Raw genomic sequence first — 18,905 nt, forward strand, 5'->3', positions numbered from 1 at the left:
GTGCTCCTCTGGTACGAACCTGATCGCCTCATTCACTCCGGCTGGCGCCGGGACTGGTCCAGCAGGCTGGCGAGACTCGCCGCCTTGGGTTTCACCAGCCAGAAGTGGCGAATGAAGTCGCTGAAGTCCTCGAGGATGTCGCGGCCGCGCTGCGAGCCGGTCTCGGCGACGAACTCTTCGATGACTTCCCTCAGGTGTCGACGATGGGCCTCCATGGCCTCGGTATTGACCCGGTGGATCTCCACCAGTTCGTGGTTGTACTTGTCGACGAAGGTTCGGTCCTCGTCGAGCACGTAGGCAAAGCCTCCCGTCATGCCAGCGCCGAAGTTGACACCGGTCTCGCCGAGCACGGCGACTAGACCACCGGTCATATATTCGCAGCAGTGATCGCCGGCGCCTTCGATTACCGCTTGGGCACCGGAATTGCGCACCCCGAAGCGCTCGCCGGCGGTACCGGCGGCAAACAGCTTGCCGCCGGTGGCGCCATACAGGCAGGTATTGCCGATGATCGCCGTCTTGTGGCTTTCGAAACGACTCTCGCGCGGCGGCACGATCACCACCCGACCACCGTTCATGCCCTTGCCGACGTAGTCGTTGGCATCGCCTTCCAGGTAGAGGTGGAGGCCACGGGCATTCCAGACCCCGAAGCTCTGGCCGGCCACGCCACGGAAGCGCGCGGTCACCGGCGCATCCTCGAGCCCCGCTTCACCATAACGCTTGGCGATGGTTCCGGAGGCCAGCGCTCCCACGGAGCGATCGCAGTTGGTGATGGAAAACGCGAACTCTCCGCCGGACTTGTCCTCGATGGCCGCCTTCAGAGCCTGAAGCACCTCCTGGTTCTTGGCCCCCGGATCATGGGGCACGTTGCGCTCGACGCGGCAGAACTGCGGCGCCTCGGCCGGCACGAAGTCGTTGGTCATCAGCGGCGACAGGTCCAGCCGGCGCTGGGAAGCCGTCACCCCCTCGATGGCCTCGAGCAGGTCGGTGCGTCCGATCAAGTCGGTGAGCTGGCGCACACCCAGCATAGCCATCAGCTCGCGCACTTCCTCGGCAATGAACCGGAAGTAGTGCTTGACCATGTCCACCGTGCCGCGGAAATGCTCGTCACGCAGGGCCTGGTGCTGAGTGGCGACACCGGTGGCGCAGTTGTTGAGGTGGCAGATACGCAGGTACTTGCAGCCCAGAGCAACCATCGGGGCGGTACCGAAGCCGAAGCTCTCGGCGCCGAGGATCGCCGCCTTGATCACGTCCAGTCCGGTCTTCAGGCCACCATCGGTCTGCAGGCGAATCTTGTCGCGCAGGCCATTGATGCGCAGCGCCTGGTGGACCTCGGGCAGGCCGAGCTCCCAAGGGCTGCCGGCGTGCTTGATCGAGGTCAGCGGGCTTGCCGCCGTGCCGCCATCATAGCCGGAGACGGTGATCAGATCGGCATAGGCCTTGGCCACGCCGGTGGCGATGGTACCGATGCCGGGCTCGGACACCAGCTTGACCGAGACCTGGGCATCGGGATTGACCTGCTTGAGGTCGAAGATCAGCTGCGCCAGGTCTTCGATGGAGTAGATGTCATGGTGCGGCGGTGGCGAGATCAGCGTCACACCGGGCACCGCATAGCGCAACCGGGCGATCAGCTCGTTGACCTTGCCACCGGGCAACTGACCGCCCTCCCCGGGCTTGGCGCCCTGGGCCACCTTGATCTGCAGTACTTCGGCATTGGCCAGGTAGGCCGGCGTGACGCCGAAACGCCCGGAGGCGATCTGCTTGATCTTGGAACTGCGGATGGTGCCGTAGCGGGCCGGATCCTCGCCCCCCTCGCCGGAGTTGGAGCGCCCGCCGGTCTCGTTCATGGCCTGGGCCAGGGCCTCGTGGGCCTCCGGCGACAGGGCGCCGAGCGACATGCCGGCACTGTCGAAGCGCGGTAGCAAGTTCTCGACGGGCTCCACCTCCTCCAGCGGCAGCGGCGTCTCGGCAGGCTTGAGCCGCAGCAGGTCACGAATGGTGGCCGGGTCGCGGTCGTTGACCAGCGACGCAAACTTCTTCCACTTGGCGTAATCGCCTTCCTGGACGGCCTCCTGCAGCGCCTTGATCACATCCGGGTTGTAGGCGTGATATTCGTGCCCGTGCACGTACTTCATCAAGCCACCGTGCGAGATGCTCTTGCGCGGCTTCCAGGCATCCTTGGCCAGCAACTCCTGCTGCAACTGCAGCTCGGCAAAGCCGGTGCCCTCGATGCGCGAGGCCATGCCGGCAAAGCACATGTCCATGACCTCGGAGGCCAGCCCCACGGCCTCGAACAACTGGGAGCCACGATAGGAGGCCAGCGTCGAGATCCCCATCTTGGAGAGAATCTTGAACAGCCCCTTCTGCAGCCCCTTGCGATAGTTCTCCCGGGCATCGGCAGGATTGCCGACCAGCTCACCGGTACGGTGCATGTCGGCCATGACCTGATAGGCCAGCCAGGGATAGACCGCCGTGGCCCCGACCCCGAACAGCACCGCCATCTGATGGGCATCGCGAGCATAACCGGTCTCGACGATCAGGTTGACGCGAGGCCGCAGCGCCAGGCGGCCAAGGTGATGATGCACCGCCCCCACTGCCAGAGCGGCGTGAATGGGCAGTTGCCCCTTCTCCAGACCGGCGTCGGACAGCACCAGCAGTACCTTGTCGCCGCGGGCAGCCTTCTCGGCCTCGGCGCAAAGCGCCTGCAAGGCCCCCTTCAGCCCCGTGGTCTCGGGGTCATAGGCCAACGACAGCGTATGGCTGGCAAAGGCCGGGTCTTCCTGGGAGACCAGCGCCGTGAACTTGCGCGGCGACAGCACCGGTGTGGTCAGGATCAGGCGATGCGCATGTTCCGGCGTTGCCTTGAAGACATTGCGCTCGGCGCCGATGCAACTTTCCAGCGACATCACGATCGACTCGCGCAGCGGGTCGATGGCCGGATTGGTGACCTGGGCGAACTTCTGCCGGAAATAGTCGGTCAACAACCGCTGCTTGCTGGAGAGCACCGCCATGGGCGTGTCGTCGCCCATGGAGCCCACGGCCTCCTGACCGCTTTCCGCCAGCGGACGCAGGATCTGATCGCGCTCCTCGAAGCTGATCTGGAACATCTTCTGCTGCACGGCCAGGGCGTCGGCATCCATGTTCTGGAACCGCGCCAGCTCGGTGAGCGCCGACTCCAGGTAGCTGGCCTCCTGCTTGAGCCAACGCTTGTAGGGATAGGCCGACTTGAGCCGCGAGTCGATATCCTCGGTGTGCAGGACTTCGCCGGTCGCGGTATCCACGGCCAGGATCTGTCCCGGACCGACCCGCCCCTTGGCCACCACGTCCTCGGGCTTGTAGTCGTAGGTGCCGATTTCCGAGGCCAGGGTGATGTAGCCGTTGCGGGTGATGACCCAGCGCGCCGGGCGCAACCCGTTCCTGTCGAGCATGCAGACCGCCTGGCGACCGTCGGTCATGACCACGCCGGCCGGCCCGTCCCAGGGTTCGGCATGCATGGAGTTGTACTCATAGAAGGCGCGCAGGTCGCCGTCCATGATCTCGACGTTCTGCCAGGCCGGCGGCACCATCATACGCACCGCGCGATGCAGATCCATGCCGCCGGTGAGCAGTACCTCGAGCATGTTGTCCATGCTCGAGGAGTCGGAACCGGTGGTATTGACGATCTCGTCGAGCTCGGCAATGTCGGGCAGCCTGTCGCTGGTGAAGTTTTCCTTGCGCGAGTTGGCCCAGCCACGGTTGGCCTGGATGGTATTGATCTCGCCGTTGTGGGCCAGCAGCCGGAACGGCTGGGCCAGGGGCCAGCGCGGTGCAGTATTGGTGGAGAAACGCTGGTGGAAGACGCAGATGGCCGTCTCCAGGCGCGCATCGCCCAGATCGTGATAGAAGGCGGGAAGATCCACCGGCATCACCAGGCCCTTGTAGGACACCACCTCGGGCGACAGCGAACAGACATAGAAGTCCTCGTCATCGCGCAACGCCTGCTCGGCATGACGGCGCGCCATGAACAGATCGACATCGAAGGTGTCACCGGTGGATTCGCCGGGCTCGACGAACAACTGCCGGATACGCGGCAGGCAATCCAGCGCCATGGGACCGCAGACACTGGGGTCCACCGGCACCTCGCGCCAGCCCAGCACCTTGAGCCCTCGCCGGGTCAATTCGGCTTCCAACGTCTCCCGGCCCCGAGCCTCCCGGGCATCGTCGTCGGGCAGGAAGATCGAGCCGACAGCGAAACGCTCGCCCAGCTCGATGCCAAGCACCTCCTGCGCCACCTCGCGCATGAAGGACTCGGGCATTTTCAACAACAGGCCGCAGCCGTCGCCGGTCTTGCCATCGGCGGCGATACCGCCGCGATGCGTCATGCAGGTCAGCGACTCGATGGCAGTCTTCAGCAAGTCGTGGCTGGCCTGCCCCTCCATGTGGGCGATCAAGCCGAACCCACAGTTGTCACGGAATTCGTCGGGCTGGTGGAGACCTCGGTTCATGGACGTGCCTCAGCTACGAAGAGTGTTTTATTGGCAGATTTTATGTGTTATATTTTAATGTTTTTCTTTTTACACAGAACCACTATTTGGCTCTTTATACTGCACGGCAAAAGGCCGACCAGAATAGCCAGCCCCCTCCCACGACGCAACGGCCTTCGCCCCTATATCTCCGCATTTTCTCCATCAAATCCGTGACTTGCACGGACGATCAACAAAAAACCCCTACCAACTCAACGGCTTGCAAAACACCTTGAGCACCCTTTGAGATACAAAATCACTAATAAGACTTTAGTCGCACAATGCCTCGAACCGCCATGCCGATATGGCATATGGCATGCGAATTCTTGCAAGTCACCACCTATACACTCCCCCATGACGACGACGCCCGCGCTATTCGCGCGGGCGTCGTCGACAGCACTCGGGCCAGTTCCTGCTTTATTGACGAGGAAAGGTCTCCAGCAACTCTTTCAGCATCTCGGGGGGCGTCTCGTCATGAACGCAGGCATCGCCGAGACGGCGCAACAGAATCAAGCGCAAGCGCGCATCCACATTCTTCTTGTCCAGGCGCATGAGCGACAGAAAGTCCGACTCGCCCATGTCAGCCGGTGCTGCCAGCGGCAATGCTGCAGCCTCGAGAATCGAACGAACCCGCGCTACATCGGCCTCCTCGAGCCAACCCAGCCGATGCGACAACCCCGCTGCCATCAGCATGCCGGCCCCCACGGCCTCACCATGCAGCCAGTTCCCATACCCCTGATGCGCCTCAATGGCATGACCGAAGGTGTGCCCCAGGTTGAGCAGTGCCCTCACCCCCTGCTCCGTCTCGTCCTCGGCGACGATCTCGGCCTTGAGACTGCAGCTTCTTTCGATGGCGGCTGTCAGGGAAGCGGCATCCAGGCCTCGCAGCGCCGGCATCCGCTCCTCGAGCCAGGACAGGAAGCCGGCATCCCGAATCAGGCCATACTTGATGACCTCGGCGAGCCCGGCAGACAGTTCACGAGGCGGCAGGCTCGCCAGGGTATCCGTGTCGATCAGCACCGCCCGAGGCTGCCAGAAGGCACCGATCATGTTCTTGCCACGAGGATGATTGACACCGGTCTTGCCACCGACCGAGGAATCCACCTGGGCCAGCAGGGTCGTGGGCACCTGGATGAAGGCCACACCACGCTGATAGCTGGCAGCGGCATAGCCGACCATGTCGCCGATCACGCCGCCCCCCAGGGCGATCAGGGTACAGCGCCGATTGAACCCGGCCGCCAGCAGAGCGTCCCAGATACGCTCGACACTCGCCAGCGTCTTCGTTGCCTCACCGTCCGGCAACACCAGCTCATGCACGTCCAGATCGTCCGGCAGGCCGCGCTTGCACGCGTCCAGGTACAAGGGCGCCACCGTCTCGTTGGTGACCACCATCACCTGGCGGCCGGCAAGATGGGGCGTCAGCCACCGGGAATCGCCCAGCAGACCCGGTCCTATGTGGATGGGGTAGCTGCGTTCGCCCAACGCCACCCGAAGGGTGCTCAGGGCATCATGGGATTGCGTGGCATCATGGGATTGCGTCATGGCATCAGGCCTTGCATTGGAGTGGATCGACCAGCCGCTCCACGCGACGCAGGATATCGCTGGCCACGGCACGCGGCCCCCGCCGGTCGGTACGCACGATGATGTCGGACGTGGCCCGGTAGAGCGGATCGCGCAGCACGAACATCTCCTCGAGCACCTGGCGGCGGTCGTCGCGCTGCAACAGCGGGCGATTGCGATCCTTCGCAGTCCGCCGAAGCTGCTGGTTCACGGTGGTATAGAGATAGATCACGGTACCGCTTTCGCGCAGCACCCGACGATTCTCCTCGCGCAGCACGGCCCCGCCGCCCGTCGCGATGACCACCTGTTCACGCTCGGCCAGCTCCCGGATCATCTGGGACTCGCGGTCGCGAAAGCCCGATTCGCCCTCCACATCGAAGATCCAGGGAATATCGGCGCCGCAGCGCGCCTGGATCTCGTGATCGCTGTCGAGGAAGTCTCGTGACAGGTCGGCCGCCAGCAGGCGGCCGATGGTACTTTTCCCGGCCCCCATGGGACCGACCAGGATCAGGTTGGGTAATGCCGGCATCAGTGAGTCGCCAGGTTGTCGTCCAGTATTCGGGGCGTAATGAATACCAACAACTCTACCTGATCGCTGCTGTTCTCGGTATAGCGAAATAAGTGGCCGAGCATCGGTAGATCCCCCAGCAGGGGCGTCTTGAACAACTGGCGCACCTGCTCGGTGGTGAGAATCCCGCCGAGCACCACGGTATCGCCGTCGTCGACCAGTACCTGGGTGGCAATCTGGTTGGTATCGATGGCCGGCGCGCCACCGAAGGTCTCTTGAGCCACGGTGTCGTTGTTGATCGCGAGTTCCATGATGATGCGATCATCCGGCGTGATCTGGGGCGTGACCTCCAGGGACAGCACGGCTTCCTTGAACTCGACATTGGTGGCGCCGCTGGACGTCGCCTCCTGATAGGGAATCTCGGTGCCCTGCTTGATCAGTGCAGTACGCTGATTGGCGGTGATCACCCGAGGCTGGGAGATAATGCGGCTCTTGCCCTCGCTTTCCAGGGCGCGCAATTCCAGGTCGAGCAGCACGTCCCCGGACAAGTAGCCGAAACCGAAGGTGGTGCCCGGAGAACGAGCGCTTCCAAGGTCCACGGCCAGTCCTCCATCCTCGGCAATGCCGCTGGAGGCACCAGCGGCATTGATCCCATTTGGAGAATGCCCTTCGTTGGCGGACACTCCCCAGTCGATGCCGAGCTCACGCGCCACACTATCCCGAGCGATGACGATGCGCGCCTCAATGCGCACCTGCCGCACCGCCACATCGAGACGCGCCAGCATCCGCCGAATCGCGGCAACGCGATCGGCGGTGTCCTGCACCAGCAGCGTATTGGTCCGTGCATCCACGGCGACCCGACCGCGCTGCGTCAACAGGCCGATCCCGGTCTCGCCCCGCAGCATGTCCGCCAGATCCATCGCCTTGGCATACTTGATCCGCAGGTGCTCGGTCACCAAGGGAGGCTCGATCGCACTCCCAGCCAGCGCTTCCTGCCGGCCCCGCCTGGCCAGCTCCGCAGCGGGCGCCACCATGATGACATTGCCCCGCCGACGACTGGCCAATCCATGACTTTCGAGAATCAAGGCCAAGGCCTGCTGCCAGGGCACATCCACCAGATTCAAGGTTACTCGCCCCGACACGCTGTCGCTGGCCACCAGGTTGAGGCCGGTGACATCGGCAATGGCCGCCAGCGCGGTACGTATCGAGACATCCCGGAGGTTGAGCGAAATCGGCGGCACGCCATCATCAACTGCCGCATCGGCAGCCGCCTCTGCCCACACCTGACGGGACAACGCCGCGGTGAGCATCATCACCAGCACGACAGCGCCCACCGCACCATTTCGCACTCTTGCCATATTGCCAGCCTCCATGCTGTCACCACGACGCCACCGTCACTCAACCCTCAGCTATCCAGTGCCAGAGTGACGTCACGCTCGCTCCAATCCCCGTTGCCATCGGGATGCCTCACCACCAGACGAACCTCCGCCTCGCCGATCGCGACGATGCGACCTCGATGTCGTCCGAGACGAGCACCAACCCCCACTCGGTGCACCCGCCCCTCCGGCGTTCTCACCAACGCCCAGGCCTCGTCCGCGATCCTCAGGATTCCCACCAGATTCAGCGCCTCGATTGTCAGATCCTCGAGCGGCGTCCGCGACACCTCCCGCGACGCCACCTCACCCACATCGGCACGCCCCTCCCCTGATTCCGGGACCGCAAAAGGGCTCGGAGCGTCGGCAAAGCGATAGCTCATGACCTCCTCTTCAGGCGCTGCCGGCAATGCCTGCCTGGCCGGGGCAACGGCATCGACACGCCAAGCCTCGAGGCGCCGTTCCAGGGCTTCGAGACCCGCGTCCTGACAGCCCGCCGACAATACCGCCAGCCCCAGCAGCCCCACTCGCCCCCATCGTGTCATTCACTCTTCTCCCCGCCGCCCGGCATGCGGGCACTGTAAGCCCGGGCATGTGCCGATAGCCTCGGCCGGCCATCGACTATCGCCAGCCGCACGTCATGCAGGGTCACCAGGCGTGGCAGATTGGCGACATCGCCGATGAAGCCGCCGAGCCGATGATAGGAGCCCGTCACGCGAATCGAGATGGGATGAACGACCACAAACGCCGCCTCTTCGGCGGCTCCGAGCCGTATCGCCTCGATATCCAACCGACGCTCCTGCGCCATTGTCCCGATGTCGTCGATCAGCGACGTCATGTCGGCCGACTCGGGAAAGAGGGGCGTCATATCGGCCAGCCGCTTCTCGAGCGCCGCCACTGTCTCACGCAGTTCCGGCAAGTGGGCCGCGCGCTCGGCATCATCGCGATAGGCTTCCAGCAAGGCGTGCTCCTCGCGACGCGCATCCTCCAGCGCCGTGATGGTCGGCACCGCCAGATACGCATAACTCACGCTCCCCAGCACGACCGCAATGATCCCGCAGCACACCCCCTGCAGGCCAAGGGGCCAATGGCCGGCGTCGCGAACGTCCAGCTCGCGCCACTCCAGGCTTTCCAGACGCTGCCTGACGGCTTTCCAGCTCATATCGAACGCTCTCCCCAGTTGGCGAGCACCACGCTCAACCGGAAACGCCATCCACCCGAGAAGGGCTCCACTTCCGACAAGGAGGGCGCTGCAAAGACAGAGGACGCCTCCAGGGCCTGGAGTTGCGTGGCGATCCGCCGATGGCTGTCGGCCGAGCCCCGTAATACCAGCAGCGCTTCCCGCTGTTCGAGGGCCGAATAGCGCACGCCATCCACCCGCGTGCCGGCCAGCCCATTGAAGATGTCCAGGACCTCCGCACGCCTGTCGAGGTGCTCTTGCAACGCCGCCTGGCGCTGCTCCAGGTCCGCGATGCGCCGGCGCTGACGCTCGGCGGCCAGGACAGCGGGGCGTAACGCCTGGGCATGACGCTCGATGAGGGCATGACGCTGCCGTTGTGCATCGAGAACAGAGGCGTAATAGCGCTCCGCTCCATACCCCGTCGCCACGCCGAGCAGCAGCGCGCACAACAGCATGACGCGCCAGCGTCGTTGGCGCCGCTCCCGACGCCAATCGCGCCACGGCAGCAGATTGATCTCGATGCTCATGCCCGCCCCCGCATCGCCAGGCCACGGGCGATCAACAGCTCCGGCGCATCCCTGGCCAGCGAACGGTCATCGACGCGCGGGTGCGGTCGCACGCCATCCAGCGGATTGAGCACCGTCACTTGCATGCCGCTTTCTTCCGCCAGACACTCCGCGACCCCCGGCAACATGCCGGCACGCCCCACCAGGGAAAGGCGACGCACGACACAGCACCGCCCCGCGGTGTAATAGAGTTGCAAGGCCCTCCCGACCTGCCGGGCCAGGGATGCGACAAAGTCCTCGGGGATACGCCTCTCTTCGATCAGCTCCCGCCCGTCCAGCGCCATATCATGGCGGTAGACGACGCGCCCACGATGCAGAATATAGAACGCGCTGCCGTCGGCGCCGACATCCACCAGCGCCATTCCCTCCGTGTCATCGGCAGGCGGTGCGAAGCCGGCCCCGAGCGCGGTCATTGCCCGTTCCACGGCAAAGGTATCGACATCCACGGCCACGGGCATGAGACCGGCACGGGTCAACAGCTCGGCGCGCTGCTCGACGGTAAGGCGACGGCAAGCGACCAGCAACACCGATTGCAGATCGGCATCGTCGTCGAGCCGCCCCAGCGGCTGAAAATCGAAGGCAACTTCACCGAACGGAAACGGAATATGCTTGTCGGATTCGAGTTGAAGGCGGGACTCGATATCGTCCTCGCCGAGCGAGGCGGGCAGGTTCAGGGTCTTGACGATGGCGGCCTCGGCCGGCACCGCGGCACAGGCTCGCTTGCCGAGGGGGGAGATATCTGCCAAGGCACGCGACAGGGCGTCGACGACGGCATCATCATCCTGAATACGATGCTCGATCACCGCACCCGCGCGCAAGGGTACGACACCATGGCCCGAAACCCGTGGCTCGCCACCCATGCAGCGCAACTCGACGAGCCTGACGGCCGTCGAGCCGATATCGACACCGATCAATCCCTTGACGGCTGTTTTGAAGTGCAACACTGCTCACACCCCCGGTGCGAGTCATGCCACGGACCTCCAGCGCCTCCCTGCGCCTCGGCGATCACCATCGCAAGCCCATTCTAGAAGGTTAGATGCAAATGGCAAATTTCGCACAAAGAGACTGTCGCCACCTGTCAACGCTGGTGGTCCCTGCATCGTCTTCCTATAATGGCCTTCGCATTGCACGACCACGCTTCGCACCTCGCTACGACGTTCTCGTTCTCAGCACGGATACCGCGTTTTCATGAAGTTCCTCAGAACCCTGGTTTTCTCAGCACTCTGGCTGCTGGTTTCACTTGCCACCGCCTCGGTGCTGGCCGTGGTCGGCGCGGCACTGTATTTCGCCCCGGGACTACCGGACGTCCGCCAGCTAGAGGACTTCGAGCTGCAGACCCCGCTGCGCATCTTCACCCGCGACGGCAAGCTGATCGGCGAGTTCGGTGAAGAACGACGCCTGCCAGTGGAGTTCGACGAAATTCCCCAGGGCATGGTCCAGGCCCTGCTGGCCGCCGAGGATTCCAGCTACTTCGACCACCACGGCGTCGACCCCAAGGGGCTGGCCCGCGCCGCCGTCGAGCTGGTCGCCAGCGGCGGTGCCATTCAGTCGGGCGGGTCGACCATCACCATGCAGGTCGCGCGCAACTACCTGCTGACCCTCGACCGCACCTATATCCGCAAGGTTCGCGAGATCCTGCTGTCGCTGGAGATGGAACAGATCCTCAGCAAGGAAGATATCTTCGAGCTCTACGTCAACAAGATCTTCCTCGGCCATCGCTCCTACGGCATCGCCGCTGCCGCCGAGGTCTACTATGATCGGCCGCTGGCCGAATTGACCTTGGCCGAGCAGGCCATGATCGCCGGCCTGCCCAAGGCTCCCTCTACCTTCAATCCGTTAGCCAACGCCGAGCGCGCCCTGATCCGCCGCAACTGGATCCTGTACCGCATGCGAGATCTTGGCTTCATCGATCAAGCCGCCTATGAGGAAGCCGTTCAGGCACCGATCACCGCGCGGCGCCATGTCGCCAAGGCCGAAGTCCGGGCCGACTATGTTGCCGAAATGGCGCGCCAGTTCGCCACCGAGCGTTTCGGCGACAAGGCCTACACCGGGGGCTACCGCATCACGACGACCCTCGACAGCAAACTCCAGCCCATGGCCCGGCAGGCCCTGGCCAACGGCCTGATCGCCTATGACACCCGTCACGGCTGGCGTGGTCCCGAACAGACCGACATCCCCCGCAGTATCGCGGAAGCCCAGGAACGCACGGAGCGCCAGGGACTGGAGGAAGAACTCTCCGAATCACCGGAAGTCATGCAGACCGCGCGTCGCGCCGCCGAACGCAGCCAGACCACGGTCGAAGGCATCGAAGGCGACGTCAGCAACTGGCTGCAGGTGCTCGAGCGCACTCCTGAGCTCGGTCCGCTACAACCGGCCATCGTGGTCGAGAGCGAGGGGCGCGAGATGCGCGTGCTGACCAGCGACAAGGAGATCAAGACCCTCGACTGGGACGGCCTCGACTGGGCCCGCCCCTACCTCAGTGCGCGCAGCCGCGGTGCCGCGCCCAACAGTGCCGCCGACATCGCCGCTCCCGGCTCGCTGGTGCGCATCATGCAACGCGAGGACGGCAGCTGGCGGCTTTCCCAGCAGCCCGACGCTCAGGGCTCGCTGGTCGTCATGGATCCTCGGACGGGGGCCATCCTGGCGCTCCAAGCCGGCTTTGACTTCGACGCCAGCAAGTTCAATCGCGCCGTTCAGGCCCGCCGCCAATCCGGCTCCATCTTCAAGCCGTTCATCTACCTGGCGGGGCTCGACAGCGGCGACGTGACCCCGGCCACCGTGATCAACGATGCCCCCGTGGTCATGCAGGACGGCAGCAACGAGCTGTGGCGTCCCAGCAACTCCAGCGGCGATTTTCTGGGTCCGACCCGGCTACGCGAAGGGCTGGCCCGTTCCCGCAACCTGGTCACGATCCGCCTGCTGCAGTCTCTGGGGCTCGATCGCACCCTCGAATTCCTCGATGAATTCGGCTTCAACCCGGAGCGCCTGCCTCACGGCCTCTCCCTTGCCCTGGGCAGCGCCAGCCTGACGCCCCTGGAGATGACCCGCGCCTATGCGACACTCGCCAACGGCGGCTTCCGCATCCAGCCCTGGTTCATCCAGCGCGTGACCCGCGGCGAACACCATTCCCTGGTGGAGAAGGCCGACCCCAAGGTGGCCTGCCGCGATTGCACGTCCGACCAGACGACCACCGAGATCGATGGCGAGACTTATCGGGTCGCACCGCGCGTCGCCGCTCCATCCTCGGTCTACATCCTCCGCGACATGCTTCGTGAAGTGGTCGAAAGCGGCACCGCACGAGGCGCCCTGGCCCTGGAACGAGAAGACATCGTCGGCAAGACCGGCACCACCAACGACCAGCGCGACGCCTGGTTCGCCGGTTTCAACATGGACCTCGCGACGACCGTCTGGGTGGGCAAGGACGACAACTCGCCCACCGCCGAATACGGCTCCCAGGCCGCCCTGCCGATCTGGGTCGATTTCATGGGACAGGCCCTCGACGGTCGCCCGGAGCGGATTCCCGAGCGCCCCGAGGATGTCGTCGAAAGACGCGTGGACCCCGACACCGGCCGCCTGCTGCGTGATGACCAGGGCGGCGGCATAACGGAGCTGTTCCGCGCCGACCACCTGCCCGGCTACCAGCCACGTCGCGTGGAACGGGAAGTCGAGCAGGAAAGCGGCTCACAGGGTACCGGCATCTACGAAGCCATCTTCTGATCCAACCATGGATGGGGCGGCAGGACGCCGCCCCTCTCATCGCCTGGACGTCACCCCGCTTTCATTCACGATGACCGGGAGATCATCATGCGTCTCAAGGTGCGCCATTTCCTGTGGGCCGGCCTGGGATTGCTGGCGCTCGTCGGCGATGCCAGCGCCCGCCCCTTCTATTCGCCACCGCCACCCGAGCAGGACGCCCCCACCTGGAGTGGTACGGCTGAGCTCGGCTACACCAGCCTTTCCGGCAACACCGATAGCCAGACACTGATCACCAAGGGCCACCTGGCCTGGCTGACAGGCCCCTTCACGCACAGCCTGCGCGGCGAAATACGCCACGTCACTCAGGACGACGAGACCAGTGCCGAACGCTATCAGGCGACCGCCCGCGAGCGCTACGATCTCAACGGCTCGGATTATCTGTTTGGTTTCACGCGCTGGGACAAGGATCGCTTCAGTGGCTACAACTACCAGATCACCGCCATCGCCGGTTATGGTCGCCGCATGCTGAACGACGACCGACAGACGCTGGCCCTGGAAGTCGGGCCGGGCTACCGTCACGACAGCTTGCCGGATACGGATGATCGCAACCTGGCCGTGGCCTACGGCGCCCTGGATTATCAGTGGAAGATTTCCGAGACGGCCTCCTTCGGCCAGGAGCTCTCCCTTGAACACACGCGCGAGAACCTCACATCGCGCGCCCTGTCCTCGCTGACCGCCAGTCTCAACGATCATCTGGCCCTCAAGCTCTCTCATGAGATCGAGCACAACTCTCGACCTCCCGAGGATGCAATGGCCAAGACCGATCACACCACCACCGCCTCGCTGGTCTACGACTGGTGAACCATAATGACGACGCCACCGGCCCTGGGGCCGGCGGCGTCGACATGCATTACACGGAATCACGGGTCAGCCGCCGCATGGAAATGCTGAATAAATAGCCGAGCGTCGCGAAGCACAAGGTGCCCGGAGCACAGAAAGCGAGACATAACATGTCGTTAGGCGAGCTTTCGCGCACCGCGTACCAATTCGCCAGGAACGAATTTGAACCGTCTTTTAGACGGGCTCGTAGGGTAGTCGCCAAGGATGGCGACTATAAACCAGTGATTTGCACGCGCAGGCGTTTAAGCAGTACTACCCATAGACATCATCCACCGTCTTCAGCGGATAATGGGCAGGATAAGGGCGACGTGCCACGCCGGAATCCACCGCCGCCTGCGCGACCGCCGAGGAAACCCGCTCGAGCAAGCGGACATCGACCGGCGTGGGAATGATGTAGTCACGACCAAACCTCATGGATTCCTTGTCGTAGGCCTCCAGCACCGCCTGAGGCACGGGCTCGCGGGCCAGGTCCTTCAACGCATGGACCGCCGCCACCTTCATTTCCTCGTTGATACGGGTCGCTCGCACATCCAGGGCCCCCCGGAAGATGAAGGGAAAGCCCAGCACGTTATTGACCTGATTGGGATAATCCGAGCGCCCCGTGGCCATGATCACGTCCGGGCGCGTCTCCCGTGCCAGATCAGGATGAATCTCCGGATCGGGATTGGTGCAGGCAAACACCACCGGATTGTCCGCCATCCGGCGGATATGCTCTTCGTTCATCAGACCAGGGCCGGACAGCCCGACAAAGACATCGGCCCCTTCAATGGCGTCATCCAGGGTGCGCTTGTCGGTATCGACGGCGAACATCGCCTTGTACTGATTGAGATCCTCGCGACCGCTGTGGATCACCCCCTTGCGATCCAGCATCACCAGGTTCTCGGCGTGCGCCCCGCAGGCAACCAGCAGCTTCATGCAAGCGATGGCCGCCGCACCGGCGCCCAGGCAGACGATCTTGGCGTTCTCCAGCGACTTGCCGGCGATGTCCAGGGCATTGAGCATTCCTGCCGCGGTCACGATGGCAGTGCCATGCTGGTCATCGTGGAATACCGGGATGTTGCACTGCTCGACCAGGGCGCGCTCGATCTCGAAACATTCCGGCGCCTTGATGTCCTCGAGATTGATGCCGCCCCAGCTATCGGCGATGCGTGCCACGGTATCGATGAAGGCCTGGGGGCTCTCGGCATTGACCTCGAGATCGATGGAATTGATGCCGGCGAAGCGCTTGAACAACACGCCCTTGCCTTCCATGACCGGCTTGCTGGCCAGGGGCCCGAGATTGCCCAGGCCTAGAATGGCGCTACCGTCGGAAATGACAGCAACGAGATTTCCCTTGCCGGTATAGAGATAGGCATTTTCCGGGTCTCGCGCGATCTCGCGGACCGGCTCCGCCACGCCCGGGCTGTAGGCCAGGGCGAGATCCCGTGCGGTAGCGGTGGGCTTGGTCAACTCTACCGACAGCTTCCCGGGAATGGGTTTCGCGTGATAGTCCAGCGCTGCCTGTCTCTTCGCGTCTGTCATGCTGAGGATCCGATCTGCGATTCAATGGATATCCAGATTATAGAAAAAACTTCCATTTCTCAACTTAATGAAACTAGGCAAGTTTTTCCGCCAATTCAGCGATGATGACATCCATTTGATGAAACTTATGACAAACAGCTTAGCCATAACGCATTCTTTATTGCTGCGCCGCAACCTGCCGACACGATGTCACCGGCAAAAAAAGAACCCGCCTCCAAGGGGCGGGTTCTTCTCGTCAATCGCGGCGGCAAGCGGCCGCAAAGGATCGGCTCAGCGCTTGAGAGCAGCACCAAAGCGCTTGTTGAAGCGCTCGACACGGCCACCGGTAGTGGCCTGCTTCTGCTTGCCCGTGTAGAAGGGATGGCACTGAGAGCAGACGTCCAGGTACAGCTCCTGGCCGGCAGTGGAGCCCACCTCGAAGGTGGCGCCGCAGGAACAGGTCGCGCTGACCGTCTTGTAATTCGGGTGGATACCTTGTTTCATCTTGAGCCTCGCAAAGCTGTATGCCGCCACCTGATCTTCTGCCAGGCACCGCATACGGTTTATCGGAACGTGCAAACCGGCTGCCCGCATCATCACAGGGTGACGCGGCGGCGGAGCATTCTAGCAGAGCCGGCACCGGAGGCCAATTGTCCGATTCTCCCCGCTCCATGCCCCGTGTATTGAGTGTCGCCATTCCTTCGCCATTGCGCCGGTTGTTCGACTATCGCCCGACGGGGCCGGCTCCGTCGGACGGCTGGCAACCGGGCCTGCGAGTACGCGTGCCCTTCGGGCGACGCCAGGTGGTCGGCGTGGTCATCGAATGTCGTGACGACAGCGAGCTCCCGTTGTCCGACCTCAAACCGATCGACGCCCGCCTGGACGACGTTCCCTTGCCCGACGACTGGCTATGGCTGTGCCGCTTCACCGCTCGCTACTATCAGCACGCCCCCGGCGATACCCTGCACCATGCCATGCCCGCCCTGCTGCGACAGGGCCGTGCCCTGACGGCACGCACCCGCGAGCGCTGGACCGTGACGCCGGCAGGGCAAGCCGACGCTCCGGCAGGACTCGAGCGCGCCCCGCGGCAGGCCGCCTTGCTGACCATGCTGCGCCAGCACCCGCATGGCCTGGTCACCCAGGCCGTACTGGCCCAGTCCTTCACCCGCGAGCAACTCAAGGCACTGGTCAACAAGGGACTCATCGAGCGTCACGAAGAGCCCGTCACCGGCAGCGGCCCACCGAAAGGTCCCTCGCTTGCCGAGCCGGCCTTGCCCTTGAACGGCGAGCAGGCCGCCGCCATGGCGGCGCTCCACGAAGGGCTGGACCGCTTCCACCCTTGCCTGCTGCACGGTGTCACGGGCAGCGGCAAGACCGAGGTCTACCTGCAACTGATCGAAGCGGTCGTCGGACGACAACGCCAGGCCCTGGTCCTGGTCCCTGAGATCGGACTGACGCCCCAGACCCTGGAACGCTTCCGGAAACGCTTTCAGGTACCGGTGGTGGCACTGCACTCCGGCCTCACCGATCATGAACGCCTGGATGCCTGGGAAGCCGCTGCCAGCGGTCGGGCGCCCATCGTCATCGGCACCCGCTCGGCGATCTTCACCCCCCTGGCCCGCCCCGGCGCAATCATTGTCGACGAAGAACACGACGGCTCCTTCAAGCAACAGGAAGGGCTGCGCTATCACGCTCGGGACCTGGCGGTGATCCGCGCCCACCACCACGGCATTCCGGTGGTGCTGGGCAGCGCCACGCCGTCTCTGGAGTCACTGCAGCGCGCGCGGGCCGGCGATTATCGCCACCTGCGCCTGACGCGCCGTGCCAGCCGCCACGCCCCGTCCCGCCTGGAACTGGTCGATCTGCGCGGCCGCCCTCGCCAAGGCGGCCTGATCGCTCCGGTGCTCGACGCCATCACGACGACACTGAACGCCGGCCACCAGGTGCTGGTATTCATCAACCGCCGCGGTTTCGCTCCCACGCTGGCCTGCCACGCCTGTGGCTGGCTGGCCGAGTGTACTCACTGTGATGCCCACATGACCCTGCATCGCCAGCCAGCGATGCTGGCCTGCCACCATTGCGACCATCGACAGGGCCTGCCCGACGCCTGCCCCGATTGTGGCAGCGCCGACCTCCGCCCGCTGGGCAGCGGCACCGAACGCACCGAGGAAACCCTGGCGCAACGCTTCCCCGACCTACCGGTGCATCGCATCGATCGCGACAGCACCCGGCGACGCGACGCCCTGGAGCGCACCCTCGGCGAAGTGCGCCGGGGCGAGCCCTGCCTATTGGTAGGCACTCAGATGCTGGCCAAGGGCCACCATCTGCCCCACGTCAACCTGGTGGTCGTGGTCAATGCCGACGCCGGCCTCTATGCCAGCGACTTCCGCGCCCTGGAGCACAGCGCCCAGCTTCTCGAGCAGGTCGCCGGCCGCGCCGGCCGGGCCTCCCATCCCGGCCGCGTCCTGGTGCAGACCCTGCATCCCGACGACCCCAATCTCAAGCTCCTGGCGGACCGGGGATACGACGCCCTGGCCGAACAACTGCTCGAGGAAAGGCGCGCCGCCAGCCTGCCCCCTTTTCGCTTTCTGGCCCTGCTGCGACTGGAGAGCCCACGCGACAGCGACGTCAACGCACTCGGCGAGCGAGTCGCCGAGGCGACCCGAGAGCATATCGAGCAACGCGGCCTGGACGTCGACTGTCTCGGCCCCGTCCCCGCGCCCATGGAGCGCCGCCAGAACCGCTACCACATGCAGGTAATGCTCGGCGCTGACAAGCGCAGCCGGCTCCATGAAGCCGGCGCCTGGCTCATCGCTTGGCTCGAAGCCGAACCCAGCGCAAGGCGCGTGCGCTGGTCGCTGGACATCGACCCGCAGACGCTGGCCTGAGGGAAGAAAGGCTGCCCCCCCCCAAGATGTCGAGATATTCCTTCTCTCTTAAAGGCGTCTGGCGCCGTTCTTCCAGCTTCTAGCTCCCGGCAAAGCCGGGACGAGGGTTTAAAGCCGCCCCACAATTGTCGATAATATGCGGCCAATTGCCCACAGACGGGCGAGCACCGAGGAGACACTGCACGCAATGCCCATACGGGCAATGCCTTCAGCCACTCCCTGACTGCCCGCGCCA

Annotated in this window: 13 protein-coding genes; 3 read left to right on the forward strand and 10 right to left on the reverse strand. The window is 64.3% G+C overall.

Going from position 1 to position 18,905, the window contains the following annotated elements; genetic code table 11:
* Positions 1-32: 32 nt before the first annotated feature.
* The 8 genes from gltB to pilM all read right to left on the reverse strand — a co-directional run bounded on the left by gltB (position 33) and on the right by pilM (position 10,630).
* Entirely contained in the window at positions 33-4,481 is a 4,449-nt protein-coding gene (gene gltB / locus HSDC_RS09075; RefSeq protein ID WP_064699606.1) for a glutamate synthase large subunit, read from the reverse strand.
* Between the two features lie 435 nt (positions 4,482-4,916).
* Complete coding sequence (gene aroB / locus HSDC_RS09080) at positions 4,917-6,041, reverse strand: 3-dehydroquinate synthase (RefSeq protein WP_064699607.1); 1,125 nt, start codon at positions 6,039-6,041, stop codon at positions 4,917-4,919.
* A gap of 4 nt (positions 6,042-6,045) precedes the next feature.
* Positions 6,046-6,588, reverse strand: a complete 543-nt coding sequence (gene aroK / locus HSDC_RS09085; protein WP_064699608.1) for a shikimate kinase AroK — start codon at positions 6,586-6,588, stop codon at positions 6,046-6,048.
* A complete protein-coding gene (locus HSDC_RS09090) occupies positions 6,588-7,925 on the reverse strand; it encodes a type IV pilus secretin PilQ (RefSeq protein ID WP_064699609.1) in 1,338 nt (445 codons plus the stop codon). Before HSDC_RS09090 ends, aroK begins: the two co-directional genes overlap by 1 nt.
* A gap of 47 nt (positions 7,926-7,972) precedes the next feature.
* On the reverse strand, positions 7,973-8,485 hold the full coding sequence (locus HSDC_RS09095) for a pilus assembly protein PilP (RefSeq protein WP_064699610.1): 513 nt from the start codon (positions 8,483-8,485) through the stop codon (positions 7,973-7,975).
* The gene (locus tag HSDC_RS09100; protein WP_064699611.1) at positions 8,482-9,102 is read right to left on the reverse strand and encodes a type IV pilus inner membrane component PilO; all 621 of its coding nucleotides are present in this window, start codon (positions 9,100-9,102) and stop codon (positions 8,482-8,484) included. Before HSDC_RS09100 ends, HSDC_RS09095 begins: the two co-directional genes overlap by 4 nt.
* Positions 9,099-9,647: a PilN domain-containing protein gene (locus HSDC_RS09105; protein ID WP_064699612.1), complete on the reverse strand. Its 549-nt coding sequence runs from the start codon at positions 9,645-9,647 to the stop codon at positions 9,099-9,101. Before HSDC_RS09105 ends, HSDC_RS09100 begins: the two co-directional genes overlap by 4 nt.
* Positions 9,644-10,630, reverse strand: coding sequence for a type IV pilus biogenesis protein PilM (gene pilM, locus HSDC_RS09110; protein ID WP_244883830.1), 987 nt, complete (start codon positions 10,628-10,630; stop codon positions 9,644-9,646). The genes HSDC_RS09105 and pilM overlap by 4 nt, the downstream gene beginning before the upstream one ends.
* Positions 10,631-10,874: 244 nt before the next feature.
* Between pilM and HSDC_RS09115 the strand changes: the two genes are divergently transcribed.
* Positions 10,875-13,403, forward strand: a complete 2,529-nt coding sequence (locus HSDC_RS09115) for a penicillin-binding protein 1A (RefSeq protein WP_064699613.1) — start codon at positions 10,875-10,877, stop codon at positions 13,401-13,403.
* Positions 13,404-13,490: 87 nt separating this feature from the next.
* Positions 13,491-14,243 carry a DUF481 domain-containing protein gene (locus HSDC_RS09120; RefSeq protein ID WP_064699614.1) on the forward strand — a complete coding sequence of 251 codons (753 nt, stop codon included), beginning with the start codon at positions 13,491-13,493 and terminating at the stop codon, positions 14,241-14,243.
* A 291-nt stretch (positions 14,244-14,534) separates the two neighbouring features.
* On the opposite strand, the gene HSDC_RS09125 is transcribed toward HSDC_RS09120, so the two are convergent.
* Both HSDC_RS09125 and rpmE read right to left on the reverse strand, forming a co-directional pair.
* Entirely contained in the window at positions 14,535-15,803 is a 1,269-nt protein-coding gene (locus HSDC_RS09125) for a malic enzyme-like NAD(P)-binding protein (RefSeq protein WP_064699615.1), read from the reverse strand.
* Between the two features lie 270 nt (positions 15,804-16,073).
* Positions 16,074-16,286, reverse strand: coding sequence for a 50S ribosomal protein L31 (rpmE, locus tag HSDC_RS09130; RefSeq protein WP_064699616.1), 213 nt, complete (start codon positions 16,284-16,286; stop codon positions 16,074-16,076).
* A gap of 167 nt (positions 16,287-16,453) precedes the next feature.
* Here rpmE and HSDC_RS09135 point away from each other — a divergent pair, with 167 nt between their 5' ends.
* Positions 16,454-18,670 (forward strand): primosomal protein N', encoded by a 2,217-nt coding sequence (locus tag HSDC_RS09135; RefSeq protein WP_170862765.1) that lies wholly within the window; start codon positions 16,454-16,456, stop codon positions 18,668-18,670.
* The last annotated feature ends 235 nt before the right edge of the window (positions 18,671-18,905 follow it).

The organism is Halomonas caseinilytica (assembly GCF_001662285.1).
Lineage (GTDB): Bacteria > Pseudomonadota > Gammaproteobacteria > Pseudomonadales > Halomonadaceae > Halomonas > Halomonas caseinilytica.